The organism is Pseudomonas taiwanensis DSM 21245 (assembly GCF_000425785.1).
GTDB classification, from domain to species: Bacteria; Pseudomonadota; Gammaproteobacteria; order Pseudomonadales; family Pseudomonadaceae; genus Aquipseudomonas; species Aquipseudomonas taiwanensis.
In genome coordinates, this window is record NZ_AUEC01000013.1 from 1 (window position 1) to 13,547 (window position 13,547).

The 13,547-nt window shown below is 49.2% G+C and carries 11 protein-coding genes; all 11 read right to left on the bottom strand.

Annotation, left to right across the window (positions count from 1 at the left end):
• Positions 1–758: 758 nt before the first annotated feature.
• Complete coding sequence (locus tag H620_RS0104760) at positions 759–2,750, bottom strand: polysaccharide biosynthesis protein (protein WP_027906855.1); 1,992 nt, start codon at positions 2,748–2,750, stop codon at positions 759–761.
• 98 nt (positions 2,751–2,848) lie between these two features.
• Complete coding sequence (locus tag H620_RS0104765) at positions 2,849–3,868, bottom strand: MraY family glycosyltransferase (protein ID WP_027906856.1); 1,020 nt, start codon at positions 3,866–3,868, stop codon at positions 2,849–2,851.
• A 55-nt stretch (positions 3,869–3,923) separates the two neighbouring features.
• The gene (locus H620_RS26270; protein ID WP_244880944.1) at positions 3,924–4,880 is read right to left on the bottom strand and encodes an NAD-dependent epimerase/dehydratase family protein; all 957 of its coding nucleotides are present in this window, start codon (positions 4,878–4,880) and stop codon (positions 3,924–3,926) included.
• Positions 4,877–6,118, bottom strand: coding sequence for a glycosyltransferase family 4 protein (locus tag H620_RS0104775; RefSeq protein ID WP_081669638.1), 1,242 nt, complete (start codon positions 6,116–6,118; stop codon positions 4,877–4,879). The genes H620_RS26270 and H620_RS0104775 overlap by 4 nt, the downstream gene beginning before the upstream one ends.
• Positions 6,119–6,158: 40 nt before the next feature.
• Complete coding sequence (gene wecB / locus H620_RS0104780) at positions 6,159–7,223, bottom strand: non-hydrolyzing UDP-N-acetylglucosamine 2-epimerase (RefSeq protein WP_027906858.1); 1,065 nt, start codon at positions 7,221–7,223, stop codon at positions 6,159–6,161.
• Positions 7,224–7,231: 8 nt separating this feature from the next.
• Positions 7,232–8,341 carry a glycosyltransferase family 4 protein gene (locus H620_RS0104785; RefSeq protein WP_027906859.1) on the bottom strand — a complete coding sequence of 370 codons (1,110 nt, stop codon included), beginning with the start codon at positions 8,339–8,341 and terminating at the stop codon, positions 7,232–7,234.
• 14 nt (positions 8,342–8,355) lie between these two features.
• A complete protein-coding gene (locus H620_RS0104790; protein WP_027906860.1) occupies positions 8,356–9,489 on the bottom strand; it encodes an N-acetyl sugar amidotransferase in 1,134 nt (377 codons plus the stop codon).
• 148 nt (positions 9,490–9,637) lie between these two features.
• Complete coding sequence (locus H620_RS0104795; RefSeq protein ID WP_027906861.1) at positions 9,638–10,393, bottom strand: AglZ/HisF2 family acetamidino modification protein; 756 nt, start codon at positions 10,391–10,393, stop codon at positions 9,638–9,640.
• A complete protein-coding gene (gene hisH / locus H620_RS0104800; protein ID WP_027906862.1) occupies positions 10,393–11,001 on the bottom strand; it encodes an imidazole glycerol phosphate synthase subunit HisH in 609 nt (202 codons plus the stop codon). Before hisH ends, H620_RS0104795 begins: the two co-directional genes overlap by 1 nt.
• Positions 10,998–12,233 carry a lipopolysaccharide biosynthesis protein gene (locus H620_RS0104805; protein ID WP_027906863.1) on the bottom strand — a complete coding sequence of 412 codons (1,236 nt, stop codon included), beginning with the start codon at positions 12,231–12,233 and terminating at the stop codon, positions 10,998–11,000. The genes hisH and H620_RS0104805 overlap by 4 nt, the downstream gene beginning before the upstream one ends.
• On the bottom strand, positions 12,230–13,546 hold the full coding sequence (locus H620_RS0104810) for a polymerase (protein ID WP_155950766.1): 1,317 nt from the start codon (positions 13,544–13,546) through the stop codon (positions 12,230–12,232). The genes H620_RS0104805 and H620_RS0104810 overlap by 4 nt, the downstream gene beginning before the upstream one ends.
• Position 13,547 lies beyond the last annotated feature (1 nt).

Sequence of the window (13,547 nt, forward strand, 5' to 3'; positions counted from 1 at the left end):
GTCGCATCATGGTCGGCGAGCTCCAGAAAGAAATCGGGAGCACAGCATCGGGGATCAGGTAAGCGCTTTGAATGTGGGGTTCATGGAGCGCTTACGATATTAATACTCCCAGTTAACAAAAAACCACTCAGCGTGATGGATCCACTCACAGCAACGGGCGAGTCAAGACACACACAAAACAATTAAAAATAATAGAATCTACCAAAATGGACCTCATTGAGCCATCTGCGACCGCGTCTATTCAGAATAATTAACTCCCAACAACATCAGAGAAGCATCCCTTCCAGCGGAGAGAGCGCACAAGCAGGTGTGGCAAGAGTCGACCTTAATATAAAAAGAACTGCAACCACATCCGAATTGATCGAACTTGTTCTGCATACCACACAAGACTCACAACTCGGAATAGTCCTGGACGGAGAAAATGGAAAGCGCGCTTCCAGTTAATATCCGACCTTGAAAGCAGACCGCGATAATATCGTAGCAATCAACAAATTGGACTTCACCAATGGCGCAGAGCTTGAAAATAGTATTTCACAACTAACGCTTCGCCTCTATACAAAGCCCAACACAAAACCCTTTATAACTACAATTAAAGAAGCCTCTATCATCCGCAATAATTTAAATTTAGAGTCATTCCTCAAGCAAAATCAGGACGCGCACTTTCCCCAACAATAACAGCAAGAAGCCACTACCCTACAGGTAGTGGCCACTTATTCTCTCCCTCGCCATAAATCCCCATGAGTTATGCGCACAATCCTCTAACTCTCAATTCGACGCTTCTGATACACCCAATCCACAATATCCCCATCAGGGTTATAGCCGCTTACTGTTTCTCGCAATATTTGCCTGACGCGACTGAAGTCTTCACACTCCAGTGCATTGAGCAAGCTGCCAAGTTTTACCTTAAGTAAATCCCAGGTCAAAAAGTCTTCATCCGCACTCATGATCATAGGATGTAGTGTCGCAACGACATTATCACCAATGAGAAGTTCTTCATAAAGCTTCTCGCCTGGACGAAGCCCCGTGTATTCAATTGCAATATCACCATGGGGATTCTTCTCCGATTTGATGCTCAAGCCAGACAAATGAACCATCTTCTCGGCAAGCTTGGCAATCATCACTGGCTCCCCCATATCGAGAACAAAAACGTCCCCACCCTGCCCCATAGAGCCTGCCTGAATGACTAACTGTGCAGCCTCAGGAATAGTCATAAAGTACCGCGTAATCTTTGGATGCGTTACGGTGAGCGGCCCACCTGCTTTAATCTGTTTATGGAAAAGTGGAATTACAGATCCTGAAGAACCTAGAACATTACCAAATCTCACCATTGTAAAGCGCGTCTTATTGACACTTGCCACATTAGCTGCGTCACCATACAGCACTGGCGCAACCTCACGACTCAACGCTTGCAAAACCAGTTCAGACAATCGCTTGGTACTGCCCATAACATTTGTGGGCCTTACAGCTTTGTCTGTAGAGATAAGAACGAAGTTCTCAACACTCGCCTGCAACGAGGCCTGCGCGGTGCAAAGAGTACCTATTACGTTGTTTAAAATACCTTCTGCAATATTATGCTCCACCATAGGGACATGCTTATACGCAGCAGCATGATAAACCGTATTAACTCGCCACATGCACATCAATTCATATAGCTGTTTTTGGTTACGCACCGACCCTAGGAATGGTAGTACTCGGACCGGCAACGCCTCACGTACAACTCTCTGCTCAAGTTCACCCAAGATGCTATACAAATTAAATTCACTATGCTCAAACAGAAGCAAAGTGGTTGGTTGTAGAGTCAGTATCTGCCGGCAGAGTTCCGAACCAATTGAGCCTCCAGCACCGGTAACCATCACCACTTGCCCAGTGATACAACGAGCTAATAAATCATCCTGTGCAGGCACGGCATCCCGGCCCAGCAGATCAGCAATATCAACTTCCTGAATATCATCCACTTTGACACGACCGCTCGCCAAGTCCATGAAACCAGGGACGCTTCGCACATGCAGAGGGAAGTTTTCAAGATAACTCAGCACTTCTCTGCGCCTAGCACGGCTGGCAGATGGTATTGCCAGCAAAATCTCTTCGACCTCAGTCATGTCTATTAACCGCTGAATGTCGCTGCCCCGGTAAACCTGCAGACCAGAAATGACTCTTCCCTCTAAACCTTCATCATCATCGATGAAGGCCACCGGTTGCATCGCCCGCCCCATGCGCAAAGCTACTGCTAATTGATTACCCGCGGCACCGGCGCCATAAATTGCGACTTTCGGTAGCCCATTATCTCGATTAGTGAAAGGCACATGCTGGGTAGTCGCGAACCAATCCCCTAGGAAGTACTGGCGCATAACCAAACGAAGCCCTCCAAGCAGGATCAGGCTCAGCCACCAGTAGTTAAAGATGATGGAGCGCGGCACCACAATTTTATGATTGCTGTACCAATAAACGATCAAGGACAGGATGAGCGCAGACAAGCTCACTGCTTTGAAGATCACAATTAATGCATCGTTACCAAAGTAACGCATCACGGCGCGATACATACCGAAACGGATGAAAATGGGAATGGCAACCACAGGGGCAGCCGCGAACAACCATAGGTGACTCAAGACCGGGCTCATTTCTTCAATGCCAAGCCGAACGACAAAGGCCATCCACATTGCAAACCAGACCAAGACAACGTCGGTAATTACCTGTATCGCCCTTTTGTAGCGGCGCGGTAATGACAACATCCGTGATCTCAAATTATCCATCGTCCGACTCAACCTCACCTAAACAATCATGCCAGCGCGGCAATATTGCCAGCGGCCTTTCGCAGTCATCCTACAGCAAACGCCTTACCCAGTCAGAGTCAGGTTTTTTCCAGAGCGCCTGCTTTATACCCAACTGCAAGCATGCAAAGCGGCACATATGCCAACAAGGTACCTAGGAAACCATCCACCCAGCCCAAGGCAACCACCACTGCTAACGGCAGCAACCATAAGGTGTTGATAGCCAACACACCGAGTGTGACAGGCAGATGTCGGCCGTATCGTCGAGAGGCGAACTGATAACCGTGACTGCGATGTGCCTCATAGACTTTTTCGCCCCTGACCATGCGACGTATCAGGGTGTACGTCGCGTCTACAACGAAGACACCCAGTAGAATCAACCATGACCAAAGAAGAGCTGGGGCTGCCCACCCAGCCTGTATCGACAACGCGGCAATAGTGACTCCCAGGAATCCACTTCCCGCATCGCCCATAAATATTTTGGCTGGAGGAAAGTTCCAGATAAGAAACCCTGCCGTCGCAAAAGCGAGCAGCAGCGGAGGGCCAATTAGCTCCCCATTCCCTGTGAGGTAGTAGATCAAGGCCCCACCAGCACATACTCCTATCGCCTCGACACTGGCGATACCATCGATACCATCCATAAAGTTATAGAGATTAAGCATCCATACCAAATAAAACATTGCAAGCAGGTGGCCCGCCCAGCTCATATCGAAAACATGACCAGAAACCACCATGGGAGGTAAACCGCCGCCCCAGATTAGTATCCATATGGCAGCAAAGAAATGGCCCAGAAGACGCCAACGTGCAGCGATATGACCGTGATCGTCGAGAAAACCCAGCAAGGCAATACCGGCGCCGGCCCCTAGGATTGCCCAACCCCAGTCGCTGTCGACTCGATCAGCCACCACCATCCACAACAATCCAGTCAGAAACGCCACCACAATGGCAACACCTCCCCCCCTAGGCGTCGGCTGACTATGAGAACTGCGGGCGTTGGGCACGTCCATCAGTTTTTTCGCCAAAGCGTACCGCTTTAACGCCCATGTTGCGAAATAGGAGAGCAGCAAGACCACCAAGCAGGCAATCAACCAAATCTTCATGTGAACGGCAACCTTAATTTGAATACGGTACGGACCTTATGCCTGTGACGAATTATTAGCGATTTTTTCGAAGAAACCTGAAATCCCGCCCCGCCTTCTCCAGCCCGCTCCGAGTAGACTCTTCTGGAGACCACCCAAGTAAACGTCGAGCCTTAGCTGCGTCAACCTGCAGAGATCCGCACAGCTGCTCATACAACGAAGACTTGCCAAGCGCTGCCAGTCCCAGCCTCAGAAAAGATACCGGAAAAGGCACCACGGAAAATCGTTTCCCCATCCCTTCCGCCATAGATCTAACCATCTCAGGCGTCGATACATCCTGCCCGTCGGCAACGAGAAACAACTCGCCCGCAGCCGCAGGATGCTCGATACACAACTTCAGAAATGACAGAACATTCTGCAGCGAAACGAGACTACGCGCATTGTGAACACTAGCCAGTGGTAACGGCATACCATTAGAAACAAGTGTCAATAGTCGCGAAAAATTGCCAGGAGCATTTGCTGCATAGATCAGCGGAGGACGGACTATCACTAGCTCCATCGATTCACCCTTCAGTAAGGCATGAAGCTCACGCTCCGCCTCAAGTTTCGACACCGCATAATCGGCATGTGGCTTCGGCGGTGAGCTTTCCGTGAAGGGCCTACCCTGCGTACTATTTCCATTCACCCCGATAGAGCTGATGAATACGAAACGTTTCACACCAGCATTTAACGCACGCCTGGCCAAACGTATTGTCGCATCTCGATTAGCTTCACGGAACGCTGTCAGTGGTTCTTCCGCCCTCTCGTCCAAAACATGGGCACGACCGGCAAGATGAATGACGCACTCGACAAGCGGGAAGTGATCGATAAACGCACCAGTATCCACAAGATCAGTTTCGAGGTATGTGACCAAAGGAATTTTTTCAACCACCTTCCTTACTACACCCACCACTGAATAACCCGCTTGTACAAGCTCGCGGCATAGCGCGGCACCAACAAAGCCGGACGCACCAGTTACCATCACAGTCTTCATAGTGAGCGCCCGCTCAAAATTCGATTCAGCAGTTTCTGCGCCAATTGCTCATAGGTGTAATGCGCAAGCACTGCATCGTGACCATTACCCCCCATCTCCAGACGCTGGCCTTCACTCAAACTCGCAAGGCTGGAGATTGCCTCCGCGATATCTTTGGCCGAGTCCGGATCCGTTGAAACTCCACATCGATAGTCTCCAACAGGATCGTTTCCGGCCCGACAAGCGAAGATGACTGGCAACCCCACTAACATATAGTCCCAAAGCTTATTAGGGCTTACGCCGAATCGGAAGATGGGTTCGGACTTTAAGGAAATATAACCGGCGGAAGCAAATTTGAGAGCGGCCATGACCGCCTCCTTGGGCTGTTGGTCAAAAAAATCGACCAAGCCGCTGGCCTCCTCTTTTGCAATAGCTTTAAGCTGTTCCTTCTTCTCTCCTTTGCCCACAAGAATCAGCCGAACATTGGCTTCAGCAAGCTTAAGGAAGTTCGCAGAACGAACCAGCCCCTCCAGTGCGTTTGGTTCACCGTGAGCCCCAGCATAGATGACGACGAAGACGCCCTGTTCACGCAGCGTCTTCACATGCTTAAGCAACGGGCTGTCAACCACTTCAACTCCAGGTTGGCTGTCGCTAATGTCGACACCATTTGGTATCCACAGGAATTTACCGGCGTCGAGCCCTTTTTCTGCCATATGCTCTTCAGCACATGGCAGGAGACTGACCACCTTGTCTGACCGGGCGTAAGCGAAGCGCTCAATCCAACCTGTTATCCGCACCAATGGATTGGTCGCGCTGAGGCCGCCCAACTCAATCAGACTCAAGGGCCAGATGTCACGCACCTCAAAAATGAAATTCGCATTCAATAGGCGGGCCGCTAACCAGCAACTGACCACGCCAAAAGGGTGGGGTGAGGAATAGATAATTGCATCAGGACGGCCTCGCTTAAACGCCTGAAATATGCAGAACGGCATCAAGATCAGTGAGAATATGAGCATAGAGAGCATGCGCCCCATGCCATTTCCCTGATATCGAAGAGTCGGCACAAAAGCATATTCCGCACCATTGACCGTCGAGCTACCGGAACGCTGCTCGTCCGGCTCCAGCAAATGGTGATAACCAGCCGAAATAATCACCGACCGATGCCCAGATTGATTCCAGAACTTCGAAAAGTAATAGGGCCGCCAATAACGACCAACCCCAGGACCACCTGCGTAAGGATGCACATACCAGACATTCATGAAACTGGATAAACCTTTTCTATGGGCAGAATATCAAGCGTCACAGTTTTGCCAAATAATCAGCGATACTTTGGGATGCCTGCCCACCGCCATACAACTGGCCATCATCCTGAATTGTCTTACCTAGGCTCACACGCACTGAATCAACAATTTTTTCGCGGCTAGCCCCGGCCAGGATGTTGGCTCCGCAGGAGACCAACTCAACCCATTCAGTCTGGTCACGCATGGTCACGCAAGGCTTGCTAAAGAAGAATGCCTCTTTCTGCACACCGCCGCTGTCAGTAAGAACCAAGCCACAGCGCTGCAAAAGCCAGATCATTTCCAGATATCCGACAGGGTCGATGATGCGGGCCTCAAGCTTAAGGCCTAAGCGCTCGATAACCCCACGCGTACGAGGATGCAGCGGGAGAACAACGCTGCCGATATTTCTATGGATTTCATTCAACGCCTCAACGATCGCGGTCAACCGAGCCGGATCATCCGTATTCTCAGCACGATGCAATGTAGCAAGAATAAAACCTTGCTCCGGATCCAAGCCGGCAGGCGACGTGGCACGCTGAGCAAAAAACAGCGCACTGTCCTGCATCACGTCGCCCACTTTGAGGACCTTCACTGGCTTTCTATCGAAACCCTCATTCATGAGGTTGTCAATGGCAACCTGAGTGGGACAAAAAAGAATATCACTGACCTGGTCGGTGAGAATTCGGTTGATCTCTTCCGGCATGCGCATGTTGAAGCTACGCAGCCCTGCTTCGATATGCGCTGTAGGGATATTTAGCTTGGCCGCAGCCAAGGCACCAGCAAGAGTCGAGTTGGTATCACCATACACCATAACTCGATCAGGTTTCTCCTTAAGGACCACGTTCTCGATTTCCATGAGCATGCGGCCTGTCATTTGCCCATGGGTGCCGCCATTGATATCCAACTGATAATTTGGCTTTGGAATACCTAATTGATCAAAGAAAATATCCGACATGTTTGCATCAAAATGCTGACCGGTATGAACAATGACTTCCGACAAGGTAGGTTGCGTAAGAATCGCTTTGGAGACAACGCTTGCTTTAATGAACTGTGGACGGGCACCGATGATGGTCAGGACTTTCATTAAAATTCTCACTTATTTAGAAAATCGGAATAGAATCGCAGAAGCTTGCGCCCTTCCAGGTCCCAATTATAACGCTCATTAACTGCTCGCTGGCCGTTGCGCCCAAAGTCCGCAGCCACATCCGGATTGTTCACTAGATAGTCTATAGCTTCCGCTATCGCCGAAGGGTCAAGCGGATCAACGCACAATCCACACTTGCTGCCCTCAATGATTTCCCTCCACAACGGGAAGTCAGATGCAATTACCGGAATCCCGGAGGACATGTATTCGAACATTTTGTTGGGCTGAGCATCAATATGGTTAGGTAAAGGGTGAAAGGTCACCAATCCGGCGACTGAGGCGCCCAACACTTCACGAACCTCCCCGCGGTCCAATTGGCCATGCTCATTGACGTCCTTCCAACCAGCAAGTGTTTTGACTTCCCGCTCTACGGTCGGCTCGGAAAAGCTGCCTACTAGGTTCAATCGCGCAGACGATTTCAGCTGCTCAAGGCTTTTGACTACCTCGCGAATACCTCGGATGGAAGTAATGCCACCTACGTAGCAGACCTCCGATTTTTTTTTATTCCACGGCACCATAGCATCGAGCTCACCCAGCATCGGAAAATTGTTAATATCCAAAACATTATTATTAAGACGCTTAAACTTATCGCGAATATGTGGAGTGGCAGTAAGAATGGCATCAAGCTTAGGACAGGCATAACGTTCGTAAAGAGAGAAGAGCGCTGCCACGACTCGCCTTGCCATCGGCTGCAAATAAGGTTTACTCAGCAGTTGCTTGGGCACGTCTTCATGAGAGTCGAAAATGACCCGTTTACCTAGCTTCTTCAACCTTAGTCCAACAGGAATCAATTCCGGATCGTGGAGATGATAGACATCTGCACCGAGCGCTAGAGCCCGACTATAGACGTTGCGGGTTGTTTTGAAGATACGGTTAATTCGGCCGACCAAACGACCAACGTCAATAATGTTCACCCCATCTTTGAACTCGTTGCCCTTACCATCGGCAACAACCAGATATACCTCATGCCCTGCATGAGCGAGGGTACTGCATTGCTTTCGGAAAATACGAATATCGTAACGCGTATGTACCGATGTCAGGTGTGCAACTTTGGCCATGGTCGTAGCCTCACTCAAGAATAGACATTAATGCGGCGACCCAGCAACCGCTGAACCATAACTTGAAGCTTCTTAGCAAATTGCTGCCTGGAGTCCCAATTGGAAAAATCGGAGTAATCATGAATCGGAGCAGCCATCAATGCATCGAACTGCGCCTGGGTAATCCTCATCTTCTTGCAGAAGTACGCAATATCCAGTTGCAATTCAGCAGTGTCATATAGGGGCTCCGCAAGCTTTTGCTGAGCCTGCTCACGCGTCATTTGACCAGAAAGAATCATACTGGAATAATGTAACTTGCGCTTGTCATAGCCAAACTTCTCAGGCAAATAGTAATTCTGAAAAAGTTTGGTAAAAATGGACTCACCATGCTTGCGCGCATAAGAACGATAGCCAATAGTTTCCTGCAAATATGCTTCAGCCTGCGCCTTGTCATAGTTCATGTAATTCAACGGACGGACCGTTCTCATCCCCTTTACAAAAGGATACCAGAAATAGTACTCAAGAAAGCTGATGGTCTTGTAATCTCGCAGAGGGCGCTCACCATATTTCTTATGGATGGCCCTAAGATTGATAGCATCCATGGCGCTACCGTGCCAAGTATCCGGAAACACTGCTTCTGTCGCTAGATTTCCGCCACTTAGAATATACTTGATTTTATTTTTTACAGCAAAGTGATACATACTAGCGAAAAAAGCATGATCCTGTGGAACATCTTGGTTAGCCACTGCTGCCTTCATGTAGGCTAACTGTAAGTCGCGGACTTCCTCCCAGTTCATCACATGGGTATGCAGGTCGTACCCACAGTGCTTGATGATTTTCTCGATATTACTCACAGCAAGCTCGCTGTTCCAGCCAGCATCGACGTGCACCACCAGCGGTCGCAATCCGAGATCCTTGACTTTCACAGCCAAGTAAGAGCTGTCTACTCCGCCGCTCAGACCAATAATGCAGTCGTAATCCTTACCCGCACCGTCTTTCTTGATCTGATCGACAATTTTTTGCAGGCGCTGCTCGCCACTGCTGTCGGAAAACAACTGCAAAGACTGCACATTGTCAAACTTGTGGCAGTGATTGCACACTCCCGCCTCATCGAACACAATTTCAGAGTCAGATGTATCCATGACACAGCGCGAACATACCTTCACCACTACAACCTCCTGAAAACGTCACTTCGACCCCACCCAATCAAAATGGGCTGCAGGTCAGCATATTTTACAAGTATTAGCACTGGACATACTGTAGCGTTCGAAAGCAACAATACCGACCCGCTGCACTAATAAATGATCCCGATTGTTTTTAGCAAGCGTTCAATTTGTTCAAATCGGGATAACTAATCAATACCGCCCGATGCTTCCCGTGGAACACGAACAGGCTTCCGGCAGCAACTGCAGAAACACTCGTACGCTCGAAAAGGTCAACTAGGTCTTCGGTCGACCCCGCACCGCCACAGGCGATGACTGGGACGTGAACCTGTGACACAACGCTTTCCACTAGGGCCACATCAAACCCCTTCTGGGTACCATCCCGATCAACCGAGTTTAAGAAGATTTCACCTACACCGGCCTTCTCAAGCAGTTGAGCCCACTCAACTGGAGTGCGCTTCATATCTTTCGTGCCGCTCTCGGAATATACCGAATAGCCACCCCAGAAGCCTTTCCGACAGTCAATCGAACCGACCACGCTCTGTGAACCAAACTTCTGGGCAACCTGCCGAATAACAGAAAGATCAGCCAAGGCAGCGGTGTTTATCGAAATTTTTTCGATTCCCAAGGCGAAGAGTTTCTCCGCGTGTTCAAGCGTCTTGATGCCGCCACCATAACAAATCGGCATGAAGCACTCACCAGCCACTTCGGCGATCAACTCATAATTCGGCTCACTATTGTTCCTAGAGGCGTCTATATCGAGCAACACCAGCTCATCGACTTCTTTTTCATTAAAGATTCTAACCGCATTAATCGGATCACCGACGTATTTCGGATCTTTAAATTTTACAGTCTTGACGAGACCCCGAGCCTTGAGCAACAAACACGGAATTACGCGCCTTCTAATCATTAAACAAGCTCCACAAAGTTCTTGAAAAGCTGCATTCCAAATTTGTGGCTCTTTTCCGGATGAAACTGGAAACCGAAGATATTATCTTTAACTACCGCAGCAGTAAACAGCTGCCCATAGTTCGCGCTCAACAACATATTTTCTTTTTGCAACGGAACCATGTAATAACTATGAACAAAATAGAAACGGCTTTTCTCATCAATTCCTGTGAGTATTGGGTGATTGCCATGGGGAATAACTTCGTTCCAGCCCATGTGTGGAACCTTACGTTCTTCACGCTTTTCGAATCGCACAATATCCATGTCAATCCAGCCCAGCCCCGACTCCGTACCCTCCTCGGATCCTTTCCCAAGCATCTGACTTCCGAGGCAGACTCCCATCACCGGCTTGCGCTTTACCAACGCCTGCTCGTTCAACACATCGATCAACCCACTACGACGAAGGGTCTGCATCCCAGCATCGAATGCCCCTACACCTGGCAATATCAACTTTTCAGCCTGTTCTATTTCTTCTCGATTATTAGATGCTTTGGCTTTAGCACCAACGCGTTTCAGCATATTCAAGACAGAAGCAATATTGCCTACACCGTAATCAACAACGATGATCATTGGGCATCTCCCTTGGCGCTATGGAAGGCCATCCAGAAATAGATGAAATACATGACTGCATACCCGATGGAATAGCACCACAACACCGAGTCCACTGTGCCCGGCAAGGTGAAGCAGGCTATTGTGAGGCCAAGGAGGCCAAGCTGCCAGATCAAGTCGAGGTTTTGCCGCTGTGCAATATAGATGGTGTAGCTCAGCGGGCTCACCACAAAACGCATGTAGAATAACGGAATCATCAGCACTGCGTAACGTCCTGACTCCGTCCAAGCCTCACCAAAAATAAATCCAAATGCCCATTCGCCAAAGCCCCATAGCGCTACAAATGGCGCTAAGGCCAAAAGAGCCAGAAGCTTGAAGGTCTTAAAGAAGATAGTACGGCAGTCCCCCGACTCACGGTAGTCCCGCGCCGCTTGCTCCTTGAAGACATCGAGCACAGAAGCTGCGAGCAACGAGATCGGTGCGCCCATGACTTTCAAGGTCAATGCAAACCAGCCTGCGCTTTCCCCACCAAATTTCGACGCGAGCAAGATCACCGGCATCTGGCTGGCAACGGTATTGACAAGGTCGGCAGGAAGCGAAAACTTTGGAAAGTTGAGGTACTGAATTGCCACAGCCCTCACCGCTCGCCAAGGAGTAGTGGCACATGCAATGATCAGCGGCCGCCCCACCCAAAGCGCAGCCAAGACAGTGGCTACAACCACACCGATGAGTTGCCCATAAACAAGCCCGGAAATCCCTCCCACTGCGTAAAAAGCCGCGACCTGCCCCACAGCAATACTAGCTGCTAAGCTTATCCTCGCAACACCAAGACGGTTGAACGACTGCTGGTAGGTCAACAATGACAGGACCAGCTTATTTGCTCCTAAACCGAGCGAAACTATTGCCAAAGCTAGCCAATAATCACTGACCACCTCAGGAAGTGGGCTTATGAAGTGCCCGGCCAAGGCAACCCCCACGGCAATTACGAGGGAAGTTATCAACGTCAAATTGATCACTAATTTCACAACTGCTTGAAAATCTTTCTCAAGACGTGTCGAGAAGATCGCCAACTCATAACGCCCTGTAACAACTACAGCGAATATAGTTGCGAAGGAAAACCAGACACTGAACGCGCCAATTTCTGTAGGCGTGTACAGTCGGACCAGCAAAAGCATTACGCCGATGGTTATTGCTTGCGCACCAATGGTTCCTACAAGCACCCGAGCGACGCGACTGAAGAATGCTGCACTCATGTCCTTGTCCTCCCGAAAATACTGAGTGGCAAGGATATGAAGACCAGAAATAGCACCATCATGCAAACCCCTGAACCCAGCAGCACGGTCAACAAGGATTGTTCTAAGATTTTCGTAGCAAACAACAGTGAGACCGGGACCGCTAAAAATGCACCGTACCTAGAAAACAAGAAGTTCATAAGCACGACGATTGATGCGACAAACAGCGACTCAACCATAACACCCAAATAACCCATTTGCATGTAGGCGATCGCAAAAAAGTTGACGTTAGCGTTCATCTCCGGATTTTCGAAAATCTCACTACCCAGTCTGAATGTCAGCGTTTCTGCTTTACCTTCTCCGAACAAGACACCCAATAAAGTATCCCTATAGTAATTAGGCCCAAACAGCGAAACGAATTGATCAACGGCGCCCAGTAGGGTCGAGGGCACAATAAATGCCCGACGCAATAGGTAATCATTTAAGTACGAATAACCCAACACCTCTTGCTCAATAACCCCCATGAGCAATAAACCAAGCAAGGCGCCCACAATCAAAGCAACCTTGACTTGACCAAAACGCCTAAAGTAAGCCATCAAGGCGTAAATAAGAGCTAACACTATGAATGGATACTTCTGACCAAACGCGCCCCACAGCACCAAAACATTTGCGAGCCCTAAAGCTAGGTAAAACCACTTCCTCTTGTACACCCCCCATGCAAACAACACAGGAAAGAATGCCTGGGTACCGATTGACGACAGATAACCGTTAGACGATCCGGCTGCGAATACCTCTCTAGCGATAGCACGTCGAAAGTACTGCCCCGAAAAATCAAATGAAAAGTAATTAGCGCTCTTTGCACAAATAAACGCCAGCACTAACAAGTTTATCCATGCCAACAGCAACAAGACCCGCCGCCCCTGATTTTTTTGCTGTGTGATCTCCACAGGACGAAATCTGAGCTTGTTGGCGACCCCAATTGTTAGAATCCCTAATGCGACGGCCAAGGCTACACCCGACCAGGGATTGGCAGAAGGTGAGAATGCATTACCTCCCGTCAACACCAAAGCGTGAGGAACGAGAATCACCACCAGCAAGGTCACGAGCAGATCACCCGGCCGACGCACCTCTCTACCGCATAGCAGAGCGCAGATAAGCGCTAAAAATACTAAATATACAAAAAAACCAAAGTCGACCGTTTTCTCCGCCGCCCCCATATACTCATACAGAGAAAAGATATAACTATTGTTCACCCATGTAATAACGCAAAAGTAGGCAAAGAACAATAGAGTGTTCTGCAGGATCGACCTATCAACTCGGGTAAGTATGTACATC